Source organism: Taishania pollutisoli (genome assembly GCF_014518315.1).
GTDB classification, from domain to species: Bacteria; Bacteroidota; Bacteroidia; order Flavobacteriales_D; family Crocinitomicaceae; genus Taishania; species Taishania pollutisoli.
On record NZ_JACVEL010000004.1, the window covers coordinates 274,344 to 296,850 of the forward strand.

Below are 22,507 nucleotides of genomic sequence, written 5' to 3' on the forward strand. Positions count from 1 at the left end.
CATGTTATCTAATTTATGTTCGTCAACAGAATTTCAAAATGATTTTCTTTTGCTTTTTCAAGAATCGCAGATAAATTGTAGTGGACACTATAATTTTCTACATCTCCGACAACTAATTTAAAACGGGCAAATTCCGCAATTTTATAAATGATACTCTTATGTTTTTCAGGGGCGGAAAAAAATAAGTTGTCTTTTCCGTTACATTCAACGGTAAATCCTCCAAGTGAAACATCATCCCACGAGATAAAATCGACTACAACAGGAAATTCAAATTCCGGAACAAAAAACACCAACATCCCTAAACCCTTCCAAGAAACTAACAAGTCAATAATTTCTTCCTCACTTGTTTCTTCCTCAAAGTAAACAGATTCTTTTTCTTCTCCGCTGACGGAATCATTAAAGCAAACCGATTCTTCGCTCAAAGCTAATTTCCATCCGATTGTTTTGAGTCTTTCAATCAATTCGGTTACAAAGTCTTTAGGATTTTGTTTTTCTTTCAGCAGAAATAATGTACCATTTGACCAACTCATATTTGTTTTTATTACATTAATTTCTGACTGGTTCGGGCAAGAACCAACTCGTACTTAGTTTATTAAATCGTGGTCTCTCCATCAGATCTAAGTTATATTCGTATTTGCTATAGTTGTCCAAAATTACACATAACTTGCTTATATACTGAATATTAATGGTTAATAGCGGGTTTTGAGCTGAATTATCAACTGTTAGAGAAACAGAGCTTCAGAAAGTAGTTCGCATCACATTAATTCCTCAATAGTAATCAAAAAAATCTGAAATAAAGCATCTTTCGGGCAAAAGTGAATGGAAACCACCAGAAGTTTTGGAAAACTGAATCAGATCAGGGGTGTGCGAAAGATTTGGACTTGTCCTCTCCCTTACTTCCTCTCCGAAGAGGAAGACTTAAATCGATCTTCGAACCATACCCTCACTCTCTGCTCTGCAAAAAGAAAAAAGCCCGGAAAGAGTGAGTATTGAGGTACAAAAAGAAAAAAGCGAACTACTTCCGTAATTCGCTTTTTTTGGTGGGGAATGACGGGTTCGAACCGCCGACCCTCTGCTTGTAAGGCAGATGCTCTAAACCAGCTGAGCTAATTCCCCTTCTTTATTTTTCAACTGACTCGCTTGTCATTTGTGGGTGCAAATCTAAGGCATTTTTTTGAATCTGCAAGCACTTTTTTTATTTTTTTTCAAAAAAATCTGAAATTAAAAAGAAACTGCCAAATACTAAAATTGTATCTGTTTTATTTGCAGTACTTTTTGCTGCTTCCAGCGCTGTCGCAGCAGATTGAAAAAATGTTCCGTCAATTCCGTATTTGGATGAAAATTCGCGTAATTTACCTATGGTTGCAGAACGCTCGTTGGTAAATTCCGTAAAGAAATAATGACTCTCCCGGGGAAATAACGGGAAGATGGCATCCAGGTTCTTGTCAGCACTTGTTCCATAAACAATGAACAGGTTTTGTTTATCCGAAAAATAATCCAGTGTTGCTTTGATTCCCGCTTCGTTGTGAGAAACATCAAAGATGACCGTTGGATGTGCTCCGACAACCTGCATGCGACCATAAAAACCGGTGTTTTGGGCTAAATTCGTTAATCCTGCTGAAATATGTCCGTTTGAAACAGGGAAATCGGTGCGCAGCACCTTCAATGCCGTTACAACCAATTTGTAATTCGCCTGTTGGTATGTTCCTAACAATGGGAATTCTGAAGGGAACGTGATTTTTGCATCAGAAGCGTACGTCAAAGGAGCATTTTTTTCATGTGCTGTGCGGTCAAATACCACGGAAGATTCCTGTTCCCGCTCACCGATCACAACCGGAATGTCATTTTTAATAATTCCTGCTTTTTCTCCGGCAATTTCCGGAATGGTATTTCCCAGGAATTGTGTATGTTCAATACTGATGTTGGTAATCAGTGAAATCAAAGGTGTAATACAATTTGTCGCGTCCAGTCGTCCTCCCAAACCTGTTTCGATTACACACACATTACACTCAGATGCTTTAAAGTACAAGAGAGCCATCAGAAAACTGATCTCGAAAAACGAAGGCTCAAATCCGAGTTCCGCCTGTTGAATTTGCTGTGTACACTCCATTACAAATGCTTCACTGACCATTATTCCGTTTACCCGGATACGTTCCCGGAAATCCTGAATGTGCGGGGAAGTAAATAACCCCACCGTGTTTCCTGCTTCTGTTAAAATAGAAGCCAGCATAGAACAGGTAGAACCTTTTCCGTTTGTTCCCGCTACGTGAATGAAGCGCAAATCGTGTTGCGGGTTTCCGAAATATGCCAACAAGCGGTTGATGTGTTCCAATCCGGGTTTATAGGCTTTTCCGCCAATGTGCTGGTACGAAGGAAATTGTTGAAACAACCAGTCAGTTGCTTCCCGGTATGTTGTTACTGTCACGCGAACAAATTATTGAGGCTGAATCCAGATGTGGTAATATTCTTCGGTTACACCGGAACCTTTGGCGTATTTCAATTGTGACTTACATGCGGAAGCCACTTTGCTGATAATGCTTTGGTCATTGGTCGTGGTTTCTTTTCCGACTACACGGGTGCCGATTACTTTTCCATTTTCATCTACATTCAGGATCAGAGTCACTTTGATCAGTGAGTTGGTATAAATGTTATCGGTAGAAATTTCATTGTAGCGCACACGTGCCTTTCCGCTTCCGTCACCATCTCCGTTTCCTGTCCCGGTACCTTTACCGCCTTTTCCGTTGTCGTTCCCGATAATACCTCCGCTTCCGGAATCATTTCCTCCTCCGGCACCTCCTTTTCCTCCGAAAATAGGATTTTTGTTGTTGGTTGTGGAAGCTGTATTCTCAGACGGTTTATCTGAATTTGTTTTATTTGATTTTCCGGATTGCAGGGAAGTGGCATTCGGGTCTTTCGTCGAAAGCATTTCTGTTTGCTGTGGTGGATTTGTTTTATTCAACGGATCATCGGAAGCTTTTCCGCTTCCACCCGGAGAACCTCCTTGTTTGGCTTTCGGTTCAAAATTCAATTCCATGAATTCCAGCGGCACTTCATTAGTCGTGGGAGAATGTACAGGAGGATCCGTCACACTCGAAATGTGAATTAAGCTAATTAACAGCACCAGGACAGCAATGATCGCAATTGCCAATATGCGCGATTTGTTGATGTCCTGCTTATTTGATACAACTAATAATTCCATGACTAAAAAAGTATAAGAAGTTACAACCTTCTACGGATGTACAGCAAAATTGTTACCAAAAAATGAGTTTACGTATAGTTACTAACGGTTTTTTGGACAAAAAAGTATAATCCACGGTAAAAATAGGGGAGAACTTGTTGTGAAAATCAGCAAGAACGAAATATGATCAACAGTTCAATGTGAATTTTGAATCGGATTTTCGATTTTTAACAAAAAATACTACAATCCTTTCAGCTCAACGGCTTTCAGTGTATTGATCATCAGGGAAGCAATTGTCATCGGACCAACACCTCCGGGAACCGGTGTAATAAACGAACATTTAGGTGCTACGTTTTCAAAATCAACATCTCCGCACAGACGCCATCCACGTTCACGGGAGGGATCTTCTACACGTGTTGTTCCCACATCAATCACTACAGCTCCTTCTTTGACCATTTCAGCGGTTACGAATCCCGGGCGACCGATCGCTGCAATGATGATATCCGCCTGTCTGCAAATTTCCCCGAGGTTTTTCGTTCGGCTGTGTGCCAGGGTGACCGTACAGTTTCCCGGACTTTCATTTCGTGCCAGCAGGATACTCATCGGAGACCCGACAATGTTGCTTCTTCCGATGACCACGCAGTGCATGCCGGAGGTTTCAATTCCGTTTCGTTTGATCAGTTCAAGGATTCCGGCAGGGGTAGCAGGTAAAAATCCCGGAAGATTCAGGACCATATTTCCCAGGTTTTGCGGGTGAAAACCGTCTACATCTTTAGAAGGGCTGATGGCTTGTGTTATTTTCAGCTCATCAATGTGTTTTGGCAACGGCAACTGGACGATGAAACCATCGATGTTCGGATCTTCGTTCAATTCGTTGATTTTTTTCAGCAATGCTTCTTCGGAAATGGAGTCATCGTATCGGATCAGGGTACTTTCAAACCCGATGTCTTCACAGGATTTTACTTTCGCGTTGACATAGGTCAGCGAACCACCGTCGTTTCCTACCAGGACTGCAGCAAGATGAGGTATTTTCTTTCCCTGAGCTTTGCGTTGTTTTACTGCTTCTGCTAATTCTACTCTAATGTCAGCAGATGTCTTTTTACCGTCCAATAATTGCATATCCTATTCCGAATGAGGTGCAAATTTAGTTAAAAAATGGTAGTAAATGAAAAACTAAATCGTTTTTGTAGCGGGGAGATATGCTTATTTGCACATATTGACATATCTGCATATCGCATTATTGCGATATCACTATATCACATCAAATTACTCCGATTAATTCCAGTGTTTCCTTCGCGGCAACCTGCTCTGCTGCTTTTTTAGAGGAACCTGTTCCCAGACCGTATTTCTGTTCGTTGATAAGCACAATCACTTTATATTCCCAACTGCTTCCTTTGTTGACTTCACTAATAATCTCAAAATCGATACTCAATTTGTTGCGCTGACTCCAGATAAATAGTTTGGATTTAAAATCAATTTCTTCTTCGAGGACTTTGTTGATGTTGACATATTTCCGGTATACATGCTGTTCCAGGGTTTGTCGTACCTGTTCAAAACCACCATCGAGGTAGATTGCGCCGATAATGGCTTCAAATGCATTTCCTTCCAGTGTATTGATGTTGATGGACCGTCCTTTGTGATAGCGGAGTACTTGCCGGATTTCCATCTCTTCAGCGATTTCCGAAAGGGTTTTCCGGCTAACCAGTTTTGATTTGATCTTTGTCAGGTACCCTTCATCTTCGTTCGGGAAGCGTGCAAATAAGAATTCTGCAACAACGGCATCAATGATTGCATCACCCAGAAATTCCAGGCGTTCATTGGAATCAATGTATTTGCTGTTGGCGTTGGATTTGTGTGTAATTGCCTGTTCGAAATAACTGATTTTTTTCGGGCGGTAGCCAAAACGCGATATGATGAAGCGAATCAATGTGAGTTGAGCCTCATTTTTTCCCGAACCAAAAAAGCGAATTAAAAACTGCAATTATTTTGAAAATTTCTTAACTATCACACTTGTATTATGTCCACCAAAACCAAATGTATTAGAAAGAGCAACATTCACCGTTCTTTTTTGAGGAGCGTTAAATGTAAAATTCAATTTAGGATCCAATTCAGGATCATCAGTAAAGTGATTAATTGTAGGAGGTACGATGTCGTGTTGAACAGCCATGATACAAGCAATGGCTTCAATAGCACCCGCAGCTCCTAACAAGTGACCGGTCATTGATTTTGTGGAACTTATATTCAAATCGTACGCATGGTCACCGAACACCTGTTGAATTGCTTTTACTTCCGCAATATCACCAAGTGGAGTAGAAGTACCATGTACGTTAATATAATCAATTTCAGAAGGAGCGACATTGGCATCATCTAACGCCGCCAACATAGTGTTCTTTGCTCCTAATCCATCGGGGTGTGGTGCTGTGATGTGATATGCGTCACCCGACATACCTCCTCCGATAACTTCGGCGTAGATTTTTGCGCCTCTGGCCAGGGCGTGTTCTAACTCTTCCAGGATCAGTGCCCCGGAACCTTCACCTAATACAAAACCGTCTCTGTCTAAATCAAACGGACGGGAAGCAGTTTCCGGTGAGTCGTTTCTGGTAGAAAGGGCTTTCAGGGCGTTGAATCCACCCATCCCCATTTCATTGACACATGCTTCGGAACCTCCGGTTACAATTGCGTCCGCCTTCCCCAAACGAATGGTGTTGAATGCGTCGATAATGGCATTGGTGGAAGAAGCACATGCAGAAACAGTCACATAGTTTGGCCCTCTGAATCCATACTTGATGGAAATGTGACCTGCCGCTATGTCGGCAATCATTTTAGGAATAAAGAACGGATTGAACCGCGGAGTTCCGTCGCCTCCGAAGAAAGCCTGTGCCTCATCCTGAAACGTTTTCAGTCCCCCGATTCCGGATCCCCAGATAACCCCGATTCTATCCAGGTTCGGATTGGATTCCATGATTGCAGAGTCTACCACGGCTTCTGTTGCAGAAACCATGGCATACTGTGCAAATGGATCTAATTTTCTTGCTTCCTTGCGATCAATAAAATCTTCAATGTTGAAGTTTTTAAGCTCGCAGGCAAATTGTGTCTTGAATAACGATGCATCATATTGCTGAATTGGAGCAGCTCCGCTTTTACCCGCAAGCAATCCCTCCCAATATTCATTTAAGGTATTACCAATTGGGGTAAGCGCCCCCATTCCAGTTACAACAACTCTTTTTAATTGCATAAAATGTGATTCAAGAAAATATTAATTCAATTAACGTTTATGATTAAGCGTTTTTCTCGATGTAAGAAATGGCGTCACCAACAGTTTGAATGTTCTCAGCTTGATCGTCTGGAATAGCGATGTTGAATTCTTTTTCAAATTCCATGATCAACTCAACAGTATCCAAAGAATCTGCTCCCAGGTCATTTGTAAAGCTTGCACCAGCTGTTACTTCGCTTTCCTCAACTCCCAATTTATCAACGATAATCGCTACTACTCTTGTTTTAATATCAGACATCTTTTCTAATTTTTAAAGGTTAATCGGCAACAAAGAAAAAAACAAACATTCAATTATCAAAATTATTTGTGCAGTTTTATCAGTTTTCATTGATTTTGATTTAGTTAAGTATGCTGATGCTCAGTGGTTAAAGTCACTTATTCGGGCGATTTATTTTCGGGTTTCTTTTTCCGTCATTTCACACCTTTGATTTCAGAAATTGCACAGTGTATGAGCGGTTTTATTGAACCAGTAAATTACACCCCCGAAGGTCAGATAAGTCGATTCTACCTAATATTTCAAAGGTTTCCCCTCTTTTTTTTCCCAGGTCTTCCGTTGCAATAAAACTGCAACTGTTGATATTTGCCAGATCAATGACATTGATTCCTCCGCTTTTACCGTCAGCTGTATATGAAAACGGATCGTTGATATCACGGATACAGATTTTCATCCAGGGAGGGCATTCAAACACCCCGTTTTTATTACTGTAGGCCTGAGATAGCAGCTCGGTCATTCCATATTCCGATGAAATGTATTCGACATGCATTCCTGTTTTGAGCCGTTCGTGCAACTCGGATTTTGAAAGTTCTTCTCTTCTTCCTTTCATTCCACCGGTTTCAATGATCCGGGCATGTTGAAAGGAAAATCCTTTTTCCGCCAGATCCAACAATGCGTATGAGACACCGAAAACAACAATTTCTTTTCCGCGTATAACGGCTTCTTCGTATCGTTTCAGCACTTCTTCCGGTTGGTTGAGCAGGAACCCGGATAACGGATCACCACTTTGTTTAATCAGATGGTCAACCATAAAGACAAGACTGGAATTTCCCTGCTCGATATAATTGGGAAGCAATGCGAGGATCACCTGTTTCTTCGGGCCGCCAATCAACAGGTGGTAGGCTTGTTCAAATGAACGAATATATAAAGATGAATCTTCAACATAATGTTTACTGCGGATTTGTCCGGTTGTTCCGCTACTCATAAACAGTACGTCTTCGGGCGTATTTTCCTTACAGATTTTATGTGTTTTGAAAAAGGAAATCGGTAAGAAGGGAATTTCGCTGTAATGTTGCGGATGTATTTTATTTAATTGTTCAACAAATTGACGATAAACCGGGATGTTGTTGTATTGATATTGAAAAACATCAAGCGCAATACGGTTAAACATTGTTTCATCCTTGATTGTAAATATGTCGTGGTGTAATGTGTTCATGAAGTTGCTTACGTGGCAAAGATAACGAAACAATGAATTGCAGGTGAGGGAGTGTGCTATATTTCAAATGATCTCCGGTTGATTACGTCCATTAAAAAAGGGATCTGTCTATTGACAGATCCCTTTTTTGTATCATTTACGAATGATTATTTTCTATCAACTAATTCTTCGTATTGTTCTTTGTCGGCAACAACCATTTTCTGGAATCTGCGAACTCCGGTACCTGCAGGGATCAAGTGTCCAACGATAACGTTTTCTTTCAATCCTAACAAGTGGTCTTCTTTTCCGGCAACAGCAGCCTCATTCAATACTTTCGTTGTTTCCTGGAACGATGCCGCAGAAATAAACGATTGTGTCTGAAGGGAAGCACGTGTGATACCCTGAAGCAATGGAGTAGAAGTTGCAGGAACGGCATCTCTTGCGTCAACCAGTTTCTTGTCAGCGCGTTTCAATTGTGAGTTTTCATCTCTCAATTTACGCGCAGAAACAATTTGTCCTGCTTTCAATTCTGTAGAATCTCCTGCGTCAACCACTACTTTTTTACCGTAGATCGCATCGTTTTCTTCCATGATATCCGCTTTGTGGATGGACTGACCTTCCAGGAAGCGTGTGTCTCCGGCATCAACAATTTCTGCTTTTAACATCATCTGACGAACGATCACCTCAAAGTGCTTGTCGTTGATTTTTACCCCTTGTAAACGGTAAACTTCCTGAATTTCATTTACTAAGTACTCCTGTACTTTTGTAGGTCCCTGAATGTTCAGAATATCGTTCGGAGTAATTGCTCCGTCAGATAACGGTTGTCCTGCACGTACGAAGTCGTTTTCCTGTACAAGGATGTGCTTGGAAAGCGGTACCAAGTACTTGCGAACTTCACCTGATTTAGACGTAATCGAAATCTCACGGTTACCGCGTTTGATCTTGCCGTATTCTGCAATACCGTCGATTTCAGCAACAATTGCAGGGTTGGAAGGGTTACGTGCTTCGAACAACTCCGTTACACGTGGAAGACCTCCGGTGATATCCCCTGTCTTACCTGCTTTACGCGGGATTTTAACGAGGATTTTACCTGCTTCAATTGTTTCACCTTCTTTAATGGCGATGTGTGCGTCAACCGGTAATGAATATTCCCGTAAGATTTCTTTCGTTTTCTTGTCAACGATGTGAATCGCAGGGTTCTTTTTCTTATCTCTTGATTCAGTAATTACTTTTTCGGTAAATCCTGTTTGTTCATCGACTTCTTCACGGAACGTAACACCTTCCTGGATACTGTCGAATACAACATTACCGGCCACTTCTGAAACGATTACAGCGTTGTACGGGTCCCATTTACAGATCACGTCACCTTTCTTCACTTTCGTGTTGTTAGCAACTTTCATTTCAGCTCCGTAAGGGATGTTTGCGTGCATCGCTACAATTCCGGTTTTCTCATCGATGATTCTCAATTCAGCTGAACGTCCGACAACAATTTCCACGCTGCTTCCGTTTGCGTCTTTTGATGTAATTGTTCGCAATTCATCGATTTCCAGTTTACCTGAAATTTTTGCTTTCAAATCTGATTCATCAGCAATGTTAGAAGCGGTACCCCCAACGTGGAATGTACGTAGTGTCAACTGTGTACCTGGTTCCCCGATGGATTGTGCAGCAACAACACCTACTGAATCTCCGTGCTGAGCCAGGCGGTGAGTTGACAGGTTGCGTCCGTAACATTTCGAACATACCCCTCTTCTCATTTCACATGTCAATACAGAGCGGATTTCAACTTCCTCAATTCCTGCATTGTCAATTGCCGCAGCCACGTCTTCGGAGATCAATTCTCCTGCAGCAACGATCAGATTGTCTGTTTCAGGTTCGTAAACATCGTGTACAGATGTACGTCCTAAAATACGATCGTATAACGGTTCAACGATTTCATCATTTTTACGCAGTGCAGTAGCGTGAAGTCCTCTTAAGGTACCACAATCTTCTGCATTGATTACCACATCCTGGGCAACGTCTACCAGACGGCGTGTCAGGTAACCTGCATCGGCTGTTTTCAATGCCGTATCGGCCAAACCTTTACGTGCACCGTGGGTAGAGATAAAGTACTCTAAGATCGAAAGACCTTCCTTAAAGTTGGAAAGGATCGGGTTTTCAATAATTTCCTGACTTGTTGCTCCTGATTTTTGCGGTTTCGCCATCAATCCACGCATTCCGGATAACTGACGAATCTGTTCTTTCGAACCACGGGCTCCTGAATCGTACATCATGTAGATGGAGTTAAACCCTTGACGGTCGTTTTTCAGCTGATCCATCAATGTTTGTGTCAATCGGGAGTTGGTATGCGTCCAGATATCAATGATCTGGTTGTAGCGTTCGTTGTTGGTGATCAATCCCATGTTATAGTTCATCATCACCTCTTTTACATCGTCTTCCGCTTTTTCAACGTAAATTGCTTTTTCTTTCGGAATGATAATGTCGTCCAGGTTGAATGAAAGACCTCCTTTGAATGCCATTTCATATCCCAATTCTTTGATATCATCCAGGAATTTCGCTGAACGCGCTGTTCCGGAAACTTTCAATACGTGTCCGATGATGTCACGCAATGCTTTTTTCGTCATTACGTCATTGATATATCCTGCTTCACGTGGTACAACCTGGTTGAACAATACACGTCCGCATGTTGTTTCTTTCAACATCAATTCCGATTCACCATCGAAGTTCAGATCGTACACTTTCACTTTGATGTGGGCGTGCAGATCCAGTTTCCCTTCGTTGTATGCAATTTCTACTTCTTCCGCAGAGTAGAAAATACCACCTTCACCTTTTACAATTTCTGTTTCCGTAGAACGTTTTCCTTTTGTGATATAGTACAGACCAAGGACCATGTCTTGAGAAGGTACGGCAATCGGTGCTCCGTTTGCAGGGTTCAGAATGTTGTGAGATGCCAGCATCAATAATTGTGCTTCCAGGATTGCAGCGTTACCCAATGGTAAGTGAACCGCCATCTGGTCACCATCGAAATCGGCGTTGAATGCTGTTGTTACCAACGGGTGCAAACGAATCGCTTTTCCTTCGATTAATTTTGGCTGGAATGCCTGGATCCCCAAACGGTGCAAAGTAGGGGCACGGTTCAGTAACACAGGGTGTCCTTTCAATACGTTTTCTAAGATATCCCAAACTACCGGCTCTTTTCTGTCAACGATTTTCTTCGCAGATTTTACTGTTTTCACAATTCCACGCTCAATCATCTTACGGATGATAAACGGTTTGTAAAGTTCAGCGGCCATGTCTTTTGGTAAACCACACTCATGCAGTTTCAATGTAGGACCAACGACGATTACAGAACGCGCTGAATAATCGACACGCTTTCCTAACAAGTTTTGACGGAAACGCCCTTGTTTTCCTTTCAATGAATCAGAAAGGGATTTCAACGGTCTGTTTGATTCTGTCTTAACTGCAGAAGATTTTCTTGAGTTGTCAAACAAGGAGTCAACCGCTTCCTGTAACATACGTTTTTCGTTACGCAAGATTACTTCCGGAGCTTTGATTTCGATCAACCGCTTCAAACGGTTGTTACGGATGATCACACGACGGTAAAGGTCGTTCAAATCCGATGTTGCGAAACGTCCACCGTCCAACGGAACCAACGGACGCAATTCAGGTGGAATTACCGGAACTACTTTTACAATCATCCATTCCGGACGGTTGTCAATACGTTCCTGAGATTCACGCATGGATTCTACCACCTGCAAACGCTTCAATGCTTCGTGCTTACGTTGCACAGAAGTTTCAGTGTTTGCCTGGTGACGCAAATCATAAGATGTTTGCTCCAAATCCAGCATTCTCAGCAAATCGTGTAGTGCTTCCGCACCCATTTTTGCGATGAACTTGTTTGGATCTGTATCTTCCAGGTATTGGTTTTCTTTTGGCAACGAATCCAGGATGTCCAGGTATTCTTCTTCCGTTAAGAAATCCATTTTGTTTAATACCGAACCATCTACAGATGATGCGATCCCCGGTTGAATGACTACGTAACGTTCGTAGTAAATGATCTGATCCAGTTTTTTTGTTGGCAACCCCAACAGGTAACCGATTTTATTCGGAAGTGAACGGAAGTACCAGATGTGTGCTACAGGAACCACCAATGAGATGTGCCCCATACGCTCACGGCGTACTTTTTTCTCCGTTACTTCAACACCACAACGGTCACAAACAATTCCTTTGTATCGGATGCGCTTGTATTTACCACAGTGACATTCATAATCTTTTACAGGACCGAAAATTCGTTCACAGAAAAGACCATCACGTTCCGGCTTATAGGTACGATAGTTAATCGTTTCCGGCTTTAAAACCTCCCCGCTAGACTGCTCCAAAATCACTTCCGGCGAAGCCAGAGAGATGGTTATTTTGTTGAAGCTACTTTGTTTTTTTGGTGTTTCTTTTCTAAAAGCCATGATAATGCTTGTTTCTTAGTTCAAAATTAATCCAATGATACGTTCAGACACAATCCTCTCAACTCATGCAACAATACGTTGAATGATTCAGGAATTCCCGGTTCAGGAATGTTGTCTCCTTTAACGATTGCTTCGTACGCTTTCGCACGACCCATCACGTCATCAGATTTCACTGTCAATATTTCCTGCAGGATGTTAGCGGCACCGAATGCTTCCAATGCCCAAACCTCCATCTCTCCAAAACGCTGACCTCCGAATTGTGCTTTACCTCCAAGAGGTTGCTGCGTGATCAACGAGTATGGTCCGATAGAACGTGCGTGCATTTTGTCATCCACCATGTGAGATAATTTCAACATGTAAATGATTCCCACTGTTGCAGGTTGGTGGAAACGATCTCCCGTTCCTCCGTCGTACAGGTATGTTTTACCTGATTTCGGAATTCCTGCTTTTTCACAGTAGTCATCAATTTCTGAAGGATGTGCTCCGTCAAAGATTGGAGTTGCAAATTTAACACCCAGTTTTTCTCCTGCCCATCCAAGAACAGTTTCGTAAATCTGTCCAAGGTTCATACGGGAAGGTACCCCTAACGGGTTCAACACGATATCAACCGGAGTTCCGTCTTCGAGGAACGGCATGTCTTCCTGACGAACGATATTGGCAACGATACCTTTGTTACCGTGACGTCCCGCCATTTTGTCCCCGACTTTCAGTTTACGTTTTTTCGCAACGTAAACTTTTGCCATTTTGATGATACCTGCTGGCAGTTCATCTCCTACGGAAATATGGAATTTCTTACGCTTGTATGCTCCGAGAATGTCGTTTGACTTGATTGTAAAGTTGTGCAACACACGACCGATCAATGTATTCAAACGTGCATCAGCTGTCCAGTTTGTCGGATTGATGATTGTGTAGTCAATCGCATACAGGTTCTTTTCTGTGAATTTTGAGCTCTTTTTGATGATCTCTTCACGGAAGTTATTGAATACACCTGCAGATTTCTCTTCACCGATGATTTTCAATAATTTGTCAACCAATTGCTTTTTCAAGACTGCATAATCCTTTTCGTATTCTGAATCCAGGCTTTCCAACAATGGTTTGTCCTGTGCTTTCGCTTTGCGGTCTTTAACTGCTCTTGAGAACAATTTTTTATCGATGACAACCCCTCTCAATGAAGGTCCTGCTTTTAACGATGCATCTTTCACGTCACCAGCTTTGTCACCAAAGATTGCGCGCAATAGTTTTTCTTCCGGAGAAGGATCTGTTTCTCCTTTCGGCGTGATTTTACCAATCAGGATATCTCCTTCTTTGATTTCCGCTCCGATACGGATCAATCCGTTTTCATCCAGGTCTTTTGTTGCTTCTTCTGAAACGTTTGGAATATCGGAAGTTAATTCTTCCATTCCTCGTTTTGTATCACGTACCTCCAGTGTATATTCATCAATGTGAATAGATGTGAAGATATCATCGCGTACTACTTTTTCAGAAATCACGATCGCATCCTCGAAGTTGTATCCTTTCCATGGCATGAAGGCAACTTTCAGGTTCTGACCCAATGCCAGCTCTCCTTGTTGTGTTGCGTATCCTTCACACAGTACCTGTCCTTTTTCAACTCTGTCACCTGTCTTAACAATCGGCTTGAGGTTGATACATGTACTTTGGTTGGTTTTTTGGAACTTCGTAAGGCTGTAACGTTTTTCTTCCGTTTCAAAACTTACTAATTTATCGTCTTCCGTCCAATCGTATGTGATTACGATTTCATTGGCATCAACATACGTTACTACTCCGGAACCTTCTGCATTTACCAATACACGTGAATCTCTTGCAACCAGGCGCTCGATTCCTGTTCCAACAATCGGTGAAGATGGTTTTAACAACGGAACTGCCTGACGCTGCATGTTGGATCCCATCAGGGCACGGTTGGCATCATCGTGCTCTAAGAACGGGATGGAAGATGCGGCAATGGATGCAATCTGGTTGGCACCTACGTCCATCAGGTTCAACTGATCCGGGTTCACCAACGGGAAGTCTCCTTCGTAGCGCGCTTTTACAAACTCAGTAAGGAATTGTCCTTTTTCGTCTACTTTCGCGTTTGCCTGTGCAATTGTTTTTGCATCTTCTTCTTCTGCTGTCAGGTAAATCGGCTCATCTTTCAAGTTAACGACTCCTTTATCTACCGGACGGTATGGAGTTTCAATGAATCCTAATTTATTCACTTTCGCAAATACACACAATGAAGAGATCAAACCGATGTTCGGTCCTTCCGGTGTTTCAATCGTACACAAACGACCGTAGTGCGTGTAGTGAACGTCACGTACCTCAAATCCGGCACGGTCACGGGAAAGTCCACCAGGTCCTAATGCAGACAAACGACGCTTGTGAGTTACCTCCGACAGCGGGTTGGTCTGATCCATAAACTGAGACAACTGGTTTGTTCCGAAGAATGAGTTAATCACGGAAGACAATGTCTTCGCGTTGATCAAGTCGATAGGAGTGAAGACTTCGTTATCACGAACGTTCATACGCTCACGGATTGTTCTGGCCATACGAGCCAAACCAACACCGAACTGAGCATATAATTGCTCACCTACCGTTCTTACACGGCGGTTAGACAAGTGGTCGATATCATCCACATCTGCTTTTGAGTTAATCAACTCGATCAGGTATTTGATGATCAGGATGATGTCTCCTTTCGTTAATACGCGGGACTCTTCTGAATCGTCGATACCCAGTTTTTTGTTCAATCTGAAACGACCAACTTCTCCTAAATCGTAACGTGTATCAGAGAAGAATAGTTTTTCGAATACAGATTTTGCCGTTTCGTAATCAGGTGGTTCTGCGTTACGCAACTGGCGGTAAATATGTTCAACGGCTTCTTTTTCCGAGTTGGAAGTATCTTTTTGAAGTGTATTGTAGATGATTGTAAAATCAGCACTGTTGGAATCTTCTTTGTGAAGGATCACTGTTTTGATTCCCGCATCGATGATCAAATCAACGTGATCGTCTTCCAGCACCGTTTCACGATCCAATAATACTTCGTTACGTTCGATGGATACTACTTCTCCTGTATCTTCATCCACGAAATCTTCGATCCATGATTTCAATACACGTGCAGCCAGTTTTCTACCTACTAATTTTTTCAGGGCAGCTTTAGAAACTTTGATTTCATCCGCCAGTCCGAAAATTTCTAATATATCTTTATCGCTTTCGTATCCGATCGCGCGGAAAAGAGTTGTAACAGGCAACTTTTTCTTACGATCGATATAAGCATACATTACATTATTGATGTCTGTTGCGAATTCAATCCATGATCCTTTGAAAGGGATAACACGAGCTGAATACAACTTTGCTCCGTTTGCGTGTCGGCTTTGACCGAAGAACACACCGGGAGATCTGTGCAACTGAGAAACGATCACACGTTCTGCTCCGTTCACAACAAATGATCCTTTCGGAGTCATGTAGGGAATAGTACCCAAATATACGTCCTGTACGATTGTTTCAAAATCTTCGTGTTCAGGATCCGTACAGTATAGTTTTAACTTTGCTTTCAGTGGAACACTATACGTTAACCCACGTTCGATACACTCTTCAATTGTATATCTAGGGGGATCAATAAAGTAGTCGAGGAATTCCAATACGAACTGATTACGTGTATCAGTGATCGGGAAGTTTTCTGCAAATACTTTAAATAATCCTTCACTTTCACGGTTTTCCGGGGTTGTTTCCAACTGGAAGAATTCCTGGAAAGATTTTAACTGAATATCCAAAAAGTCAGGATAATCAAATTGAGCTTTGCCAGATGCAAAGTTCACTCTTGTTGATATGTTATTTGATGTTGCCAATGTCAAACGTTTTTGTATATGAATATGGGCATTTCTGCGTCTCTACGCATTAAAAACAGGAATAGGCATCCGTCAAATGACGAACGCCTTCCTGTGCTATAAAGTAATAATTACTTAACTTCAACTTCAGCTCCAGCTTCTTCCAAAGACTTTTTCAGACCTTCAGCCTCGTCTTTAGAAACCGCTTCTTTCAATGTTGCAGGAGCACCATCTACTAATTCTTTCGCTTCTTTCAAACCTTGACCAGTCAATTCTTTTACCAATTTAACTACAGCCAATTTGTTAGCACCACCTGATTTCAAGATTACGTCGAACTCAGTTTTTTCTGCTGCAGCTTCTCCAGCTCCAGCTCCACCAACTGCTGCTACAGCTACTGCTGCTGCTGCTGGTTCAATTCCGTACTCATCTTTCAAGATAGTAGCCAATTCGTTAACTTCTTTAACTGTCAAGTTAACCAACGTTTCTGCGATTTGTTTTAAATCTGCCATTTTATTTAATTTTTAAAAAGGTTCAAAAATAATTTTAATTAATTTATGCTCTTTCTTCGAGCGTTTTAAGAATCCCGGCAATCTTGCCTCCTTGCCCTTTAAGAGCGGAAACAACATTTTTAGCAGGACTTTGAAGTAATCCGATGATATCGCCAATAACTTCTTCTTTGCTTTTGATCGCAACAAGCGCATCCAATTGGTTGTCACCAATAAACACAGCTTCTTCGATGTACGCACCTTTCAACAAAGGTTTTGCGTTTTTCGCACGGAAGTCTTTGATCAATTTCGCAGGAGCATTTCCTACTTCGGAGAACATGATTGAAGTTGCTCCACTAAGAACAGTTGGTAATTCACCGAAGTTTTTCCCTTCTACTCTTTCCAATGCTTTTGCCAGTAACGTGTTTTTAACAACACGGATACCGATGTTTTGCTGAAAGCATTTTCTTCTTAACTGGTTAACAACATCAACAGTCAAATCTGCCGTATCTGCCAGGTAGATGATGTTTGCCTCATTTAACTGGGCAACCAATTCATCTATATACTTTGCTTTTTCTTCTCTATTCATAATAAATCAGTTTTAAGCAACAACAGACTTTGTATCAACTTGTACACTTGGGCTCATTGTTGCACTCAAGTAAATACTCTTGATATAAGTCCCTTTTGCAGCAGACGGTTTCAATTTAATAAGCATTTGGACCAATTCGTTTACGTTTTCCTTGATTTTATCTCCGCTGAAGCTTGCTCGTGCAATTCCTGCGTGGATGTTACCAAATTTGTCAACTTTGAAATCGATCTTTCCTGCTTTTACTTCTTCAACAGCTTTAGCTACATCCATAGTAACCGTTCCTGTTTTAGGGTTAGGCATCAATCCTCTAGGACCTAAAATACGTCCCAAAGCACCTACTTTACCCATTACCGAAGGAACTGTAATAATCACATCGATATCTGTCCAACCTCCTTTGATTTTTTCGATATAATCGTCCAAACCAACGTGGTCAGCTCCGGCAGCTTTAGCTTCTGCTTCTTTGTCCGGAGTACACAATACCAATACTCTTACATCTTTACCAGTTCCGTGAGGCAATGCCACTGTTCCACGAACCATTTGGTTTGCTTTACGCGGATCTACACCCAAACGAACGGATACATCAATAGACGCATCAAATTTAGTAGTTGAGATTTCCTTTACCAAATTACTAGCGTCAGCCAAGTTGTAAGATTTGGAGAAATCGTATTTCGCCAAAATCTCTTTTCTTTTCTTAGATACTCTTGCCATAACTTACTAGTTTTTAGATTTAGGTTCTTCACCACCTTTTACTGTTACACCCATGCTTCGTGCAGTACCTGCAACCATCGACATTGCTGAGTCAACTGTAAAACAATTCAAATCCGGTAATTTGTCTTCTGCAATCGTACGAACCTGGTCCCAAGAAATAGATCCGATTTTAGAGCGGTTAGGCTCACCTGATCCTTTCTTGAATTTACCAATTTCCATGATTTGAGAAGCCGCCGGTGCTGTTTTCAATACAAAATCAAATGATTTATCACTGTATACAGTAATAACCACTGGAACTACTTTCCCTGCTTTATCCTGTGTTCTGGCATTAAACTGCTTACAGAACTCCATGATGTTAACTCCTTTAGAACCTAATGCAGGTCCTACCGGAGGAGCAGGATTGGCAGCACCACCTTTGATTTGCAATTTAATCAAGCCTGATACTTCTTTTGCCATTTGTATTTAAATTATGTAGTCAAACATGAGTATAGACGGGAAGCTTTAGTCGTCACTCACTCCTACGGGTTAAAAAAACGATTAAATTTCTTTTTCTACTTGCATGTAGCTTAGTTCCAGCAAATTCTTTCTTCCAAAGATTTTTACCATCACTTTTAATTTTTTCTTCTCTTCGTTGATTTCTTCGATTGTACCGGAGAAGTTATTGAATGGTCCGTCGATTACTTTCACGGATTCTCCCACAACATAAGGGATTTTCATTTCTTCTTCCGTTTCGGAAAGTTCATCTACTTTTCCTAAGATTCGATTCACTTCCGCCAGGCGCATCGGAACGGGATCACCTCCCTTTTCTGTTCCAAGGAAACCAATGACATTCGGAATACTTTTGATAACGTGAGAAACCTCACCAACCAAAGCTGCTTCAATCAACACATATCCGGGAAGGTAAGCTCTTTCTTTGCTTACTTTTTTCCCGTTTCTCATTTGAAATACTTTCTCAGTAGGGATCAATACCTGATCCACATAATCTCCCAGCTTTAAACGGGAAATTTCAAGGTCAAGATATTCTTTTACCTTTTTCTCTTTCCCACTTACAGCTCTTACAACGTACCAACGTTTCTTAATTTCTCCCATTTCCAAGAACTATTTAAAATCCACTGTAAATGAAGCCAAGAAGACCTTTCCAGAATCCATTTGAATCAACAGGTACGATTCCAACCAAATAATCGATCACGAAAATGATCAACGATATAATGATGGAAGCAACGACCACAATGATTGTGTTACTTTGCAACTCTTTCCAGGTTGGCCACGATACATTGTGAACCATCTCCGTAACTGTTTCGTTGATATAGTTTTTTACTTTTGACACTTTGCTTGTTTTAAAGTTGCACGGGCGGTAGGATTCGAACCCACGACCAATGGTTTTGGAGACCACTACTCTACCAGCTGAGCTACGCCCGTGTATAAGTAAGAGGAAGCCGAAACTTCCTCTTTATTTTTTGTGACTAATTAGTCAACGATTTCAGTTACCTGACCAGCTCCTACAGTTCTACCACCTTCACGGATAGCGAAACGTAATCCTTTGTCCATTGCAACCGGTACGATCAGGTTAACCTGGATAGATACGTTATCACCTGGCATAACCATTTCACGTCCGTCAGTCAAGATGATTTCACCTGTAACGTCAGTTGTACGGAAATAGAATTGCGGACGGTATTTGTTGTGGAACGGAGTGTGACGTCCACCTTCTTCTTTCTTCAAAACGTAAATCTCAGCTTTGAATGTTTTGTGCGGTTTTGTTGAACCTGGTTTACAGATAACCATTCCTCGTTTGATTTGAGATTTTTCAATACCTCTCAACAACAAACCAACGTTGTCACCAGCTTCACCTCTGTCCAAAATTTTACGGAACATCTCAACTCCTGTAACAGTAGAAGACAATTTCTCGTCACCCATTCCCAGGATATCTACTGCTTCACCAGAGTTGATAACACCTGTTTCAATACGTCCTGTTGCTACAGTACCACGACCAGTGATCGTAAATACGTCTTCAACCGGCATCAAGAAAGGCTTCTCAATATCACGTGGAGGCAATTCGATCCAAGTATCAACAGCGTTCATCAATTCGTTTACTGTTTCTACCCATTGTGGTTCTCCGTTCAAAGCTCCCAAAGCAGAACCTTTGATAACCGGTGTATTGTCACCATCATAATCGTAGAAAGAAAGCAAATCTCTGATTTCCATCTCAACCAATTCCAACAACTCAGCGTCGTCTACCATGTCCACTTTGTTCATGAAAACAACCATTCTTGGAACACCTACCTGGCGTCCTAAAAGGATGTGCTCACGTGTTTGTGGCATTGGTCCGTCAGTTGCAGCTACAACCAGGATCGCTCCGTCCATCTGAGCAGCTCCCGTAACCATGTTCTTTACATAGTCGGCGTGACCTGGACAGTCAACGTGCGCGTAGTGACGGTTTACTGTTTGGTACTCAATGTGAGATGTGTTAATTGTAATACCACGCTCTTTTTCTTCCGGTGCGTTGTCGATAGAAGAGAAATCGCGTGATTCAGCCAGACCTTGAGATGCCAATACACTTGAGATTGCTGCAGTCAAAGTTGTCTTTCCGTGGTCAACGTGACCAATTGTTCCAATGTTTACGTGTGGTTTGGAACGGTCGAAATTTTCCTTAGCCATTGTTTATCTTTGTTACTTAGTTAATAAAAAAACAAATTTATATATATACCAAATTTCACCCATACTATTGAGTGAAAGTCAATCCAAAGTAATTCTCGAGCCAATGACGAGAATTGAACTCGTGACCTCTTCCTTACCAAGGAAGCGCTCTACCACTGAGCTACACCGGCTGAAAAGATCTTTAATTTTTGTTGAGCGGGAGACGAGATTCGAACTCGCGACCCTCAGCTTGGAAGGCTGACGCTCTACCAACTGAGCTACTCCCGCTTAATCTTTTGTGGGGGGAGCAGGATTCGAACCTGCGAAGACATAGTCAGCAGATTTACAGTCTGATCTCGTTGGCCGCTTGAGTATCCCCCCAAAAAATATATTCAAACAAATAAGAGCCGATAGAGGGACTCGAACCCACGACCTGCTGATTACAAATCAGCTGCTCTAGCCAGCTGAGCTACATCGGCTTATTGTTTTGATTCAAGAATTAAAGAACTTTTTTCAACCAATTTTCACAAATCGGATTGCAAAGATATACAAGAATTCTTTATCTGCAACAGAAGAAGCGATTTTTTTTGAAGTATTTTAAAATAATTTTTGAAGTGCCGATCTTGTTATTTGATGCATGTTCGTTTAATTTGCTCACTTTCATGCTGAAAGCGTATAGCCACAGGATGATTTTCATGCAAAGGAACGGACTTCTTTTTTTGTGATGAAGACGGGATTTGGAGGTGTTTATCCGCCAATGAGTTCAAACAGTGCGCTCAGGTTGGGCGAGATGATGATCTCAATGCGTCTGTTTTTCGCTTTGTCATTCGGATCGACAGGAAGAAACTCAGAACGACCACCGGCCATTAGTTGCTTCGGGTTCATTTTTGAATTTGCCAGCATGATTTCAATCACGGAAGTTGCTCTGAGGACGGAAAGCTCCCAGTTATTTTTCGGATGTGATGCACTTGCCAGTTTATCTGTGTCTGTATGGCCTTCAACGATGATCTCAAGGTCTTTTTCAGATTCCAATACTTTGGATAATTCTACCAACGCTTTTTTCCCTTCCTCTTCTACTTTTGTACTTCCGGATGCAAACAATAATTTAGCTTCCAGGCTGACATAAATTTTTCCGTTTTTCTCGTTGACAGTCAACCCTCTGTTTTCAAAACCTTTCAAGGCATTTGCAACTTTTTGTTTCAATGCTTTTGTTGCCTGCTCCTGACGGGCAATCATTTCTTCCAGTTCATTTACGCGTTGTTCACGTTCTGCCAGTAGCTGAAGTTTTGACTTCAATTCGTTTTCAAGGCTTGTTAGTTCGTCTTGCTTGCGCTGTAATTCGATACTCTTGGCATCCAGATCTGCCTGTAACATTGCTGTTTGTTTTTCTCCTGAAAGACGGTATTTGTCAAATGTTGTTTCCAGTGTTTCTACACGTGCTACAATTTTATCGTATTGTGCCTGTAGCTCCCGGTATTCGTTTCCTAACCTGGTTGTATCGTTTTTTAGTGCGTCTACTTCTTTGGTCAGGACATTGTATTTTGCTTCGAATTCGGCCGCTTTTCCTTCACCTGTCAGTGCACGGCTTTTATAAGATTCCAGTTCTTCGTTGCATTGCTTTTCACGTTCCAGTAATTCGTTGTATTTTTTGGAAGGTACACATGCTGTTAGTGCAAGCATTAAAATCGCGGAAAAAAGAATCTTGTTGTTCATTATTTTTTGTTTTTTACAAAATTCTGAAGTTATCGGACAAGATTTCCCTGTATTGATCATAACTTGTTAACAACGGATATTGGATAAAGCTTTTTTTTAGAGAGCCGGTTCTAAAGATTCGGAAGATGATGTAGTGCCAATTTGCATGGTTTTTAGGTAGTTGATACAGGGAACTCCGGACTTCAGGTGAAAATATTCCCGAAAATTGATTCAACGATGCAAATGATTGATAGATTGGAGAA

18 protein-coding genes and 6 tRNA genes are annotated in these 22,507 nt (G+C 41.6%); all 24 read right to left on the reverse strand.

The window, feature by feature from the left end:
- Positions 1-8: 8 nt before the first annotated feature.
- The 24 genes from H9Y05_RS08315 to H9Y05_RS08430 all read right to left on the reverse strand — a co-directional run bounded on the left by H9Y05_RS08315 (position 9) and on the right by H9Y05_RS08430 (position 22,265).
- Positions 9-530 (reverse strand): hypothetical protein, encoded by a 522-nt coding sequence (locus H9Y05_RS08315; protein WP_216714021.1) that lies wholly within the window; start codon positions 528-530, stop codon positions 9-11.
- Between the two features lie 508 nt (positions 531-1,038).
- Positions 1,039-1,116: transfer RNA gene (locus H9Y05_RS08320), tRNA-Val, on the reverse strand.
- A gap of 79 nt (positions 1,117-1,195) precedes the next feature.
- Positions 1,196-2,425: a bifunctional folylpolyglutamate synthase/dihydrofolate synthase gene (locus H9Y05_RS08325; RefSeq protein ID WP_216714022.1), complete on the reverse strand. Its 1,230-nt coding sequence runs from the start codon at positions 2,423-2,425 to the stop codon at positions 1,196-1,198.
- A gap of 9 nt (positions 2,426-2,434) precedes the next feature.
- Complete coding sequence (locus H9Y05_RS08330) at positions 2,435-3,199, reverse strand: hypothetical protein (protein WP_163489856.1); 765 nt, start codon at positions 3,197-3,199, stop codon at positions 2,435-2,437.
- 219 nt (positions 3,200-3,418) lie between these two features.
- Positions 3,419-4,297, reverse strand: coding sequence for a bifunctional 5,10-methylenetetrahydrofolate dehydrogenase/5,10-methenyltetrahydrofolate cyclohydrolase (locus H9Y05_RS08335; RefSeq protein ID WP_163489857.1), 879 nt, complete (start codon positions 4,295-4,297; stop codon positions 3,419-3,421).
- A gap of 142 nt (positions 4,298-4,439) precedes the next feature.
- Positions 4,440-5,159 carry a ribonuclease III gene (gene rnc, locus H9Y05_RS08340; protein ID WP_163489858.1) on the reverse strand — a complete coding sequence of 240 codons (720 nt, stop codon included), beginning with the start codon at positions 5,157-5,159 and terminating at the stop codon, positions 4,440-4,442.
- The gene (gene fabF, locus H9Y05_RS08345) at positions 5,160-6,413 is read right to left on the reverse strand and encodes a beta-ketoacyl-ACP synthase II (RefSeq protein ID WP_163489859.1); all 1,254 of its coding nucleotides are present in this window, start codon (positions 6,411-6,413) and stop codon (positions 5,160-5,162) included.
- A gap of 43 nt (positions 6,414-6,456) precedes the next feature.
- Entirely contained in the window at positions 6,457-6,690 is a 234-nt protein-coding gene (locus H9Y05_RS08350; RefSeq protein ID WP_163489860.1) for an acyl carrier protein, read from the reverse strand.
- Between the two features lie 220 nt (positions 6,691-6,910).
- Entirely contained in the window at positions 6,911-7,882 is a 972-nt protein-coding gene (locus H9Y05_RS08355) for a LuxE/PaaK family acyltransferase (RefSeq protein ID WP_216714023.1), read from the reverse strand.
- 146 nt (positions 7,883-8,028) lie between these two features.
- Positions 8,029-12,318, reverse strand: coding sequence for a DNA-directed RNA polymerase subunit beta' (gene rpoC / locus H9Y05_RS08360; RefSeq protein WP_216714024.1), 4,290 nt, complete (start codon positions 12,316-12,318; stop codon positions 8,029-8,031).
- 26 nt (positions 12,319-12,344) lie between these two features.
- Positions 12,345-16,157 (reverse strand): DNA-directed RNA polymerase subunit beta, encoded by a 3,813-nt coding sequence (gene rpoB, locus H9Y05_RS08365; RefSeq protein ID WP_163489867.1) that lies wholly within the window; start codon positions 16,155-16,157, stop codon positions 12,345-12,347.
- Positions 16,158-16,267: 110 nt separating this feature from the next.
- The gene (rplL, locus tag H9Y05_RS08370; RefSeq protein WP_163489868.1) at positions 16,268-16,645 is read right to left on the reverse strand and encodes a 50S ribosomal protein L7/L12; all 378 of its coding nucleotides are present in this window, start codon (positions 16,643-16,645) and stop codon (positions 16,268-16,270) included.
- 43 nt (positions 16,646-16,688) lie between these two features.
- On the reverse strand, positions 16,689-17,210 hold the full coding sequence (gene rplJ, locus H9Y05_RS08375) for a 50S ribosomal protein L10 (RefSeq protein WP_163489869.1): 522 nt from the start codon (positions 17,208-17,210) through the stop codon (positions 16,689-16,691).
- A gap of 12 nt (positions 17,211-17,222) precedes the next feature.
- On the reverse strand, positions 17,223-17,918 hold the full coding sequence (gene rplA, locus H9Y05_RS08380; protein ID WP_216714025.1) for a 50S ribosomal protein L1: 696 nt from the start codon (positions 17,916-17,918) through the stop codon (positions 17,223-17,225).
- A 6-nt stretch (positions 17,919-17,924) separates the two neighbouring features.
- The gene (gene rplK, locus H9Y05_RS08385; RefSeq protein WP_163489871.1) at positions 17,925-18,374 is read right to left on the reverse strand and encodes a 50S ribosomal protein L11; all 450 of its coding nucleotides are present in this window, start codon (positions 18,372-18,374) and stop codon (positions 17,925-17,927) included.
- Between the two features lie 81 nt (positions 18,375-18,455).
- Positions 18,456-19,007 (reverse strand): transcription termination/antitermination protein NusG, encoded by a 552-nt coding sequence (gene nusG / locus H9Y05_RS08390; protein WP_163489872.1) that lies wholly within the window; start codon positions 19,005-19,007, stop codon positions 18,456-18,458.
- Between the two features lie 13 nt (positions 19,008-19,020).
- On the reverse strand, positions 19,021-19,245 hold the full coding sequence (gene secE, locus H9Y05_RS08395; RefSeq protein ID WP_163489873.1) for a preprotein translocase subunit SecE: 225 nt from the start codon (positions 19,243-19,245) through the stop codon (positions 19,021-19,023).
- 19 nt (positions 19,246-19,264) lie between these two features.
- Positions 19,265-19,337, reverse strand: a tRNA-Trp gene (locus H9Y05_RS08400).
- A gap of 48 nt (positions 19,338-19,385) precedes the next feature.
- Positions 19,386-20,573, reverse strand: a complete 1,188-nt coding sequence (gene tuf, locus H9Y05_RS08405; protein ID WP_163489874.1) for an elongation factor Tu — start codon at positions 20,571-20,573, stop codon at positions 19,386-19,388.
- 98 nt (positions 20,574-20,671) lie between these two features.
- Positions 20,672-20,743, reverse strand: a tRNA-Thr gene (locus tag H9Y05_RS08410).
- A 24-nt stretch (positions 20,744-20,767) separates the two neighbouring features.
- Positions 20,768-20,840, reverse strand: a tRNA-Gly gene (locus tag H9Y05_RS08415).
- Between the two features lie 11 nt (positions 20,841-20,851).
- Positions 20,852-20,933: transfer RNA gene (locus H9Y05_RS08420), tRNA-Tyr, on the reverse strand.
- 24 nt (positions 20,934-20,957) lie between these two features.
- Positions 20,958-21,031 (reverse strand) — tRNA-Thr (locus H9Y05_RS08425).
- A 268-nt stretch (positions 21,032-21,299) separates the two neighbouring features.
- Complete coding sequence (locus H9Y05_RS08430) at positions 21,300-22,265, reverse strand: OmpA family protein (protein WP_163489875.1); 966 nt, start codon at positions 22,263-22,265, stop codon at positions 21,300-21,302.
- Between the last annotated feature and the right edge of the window lie 242 nt (positions 22,266-22,507).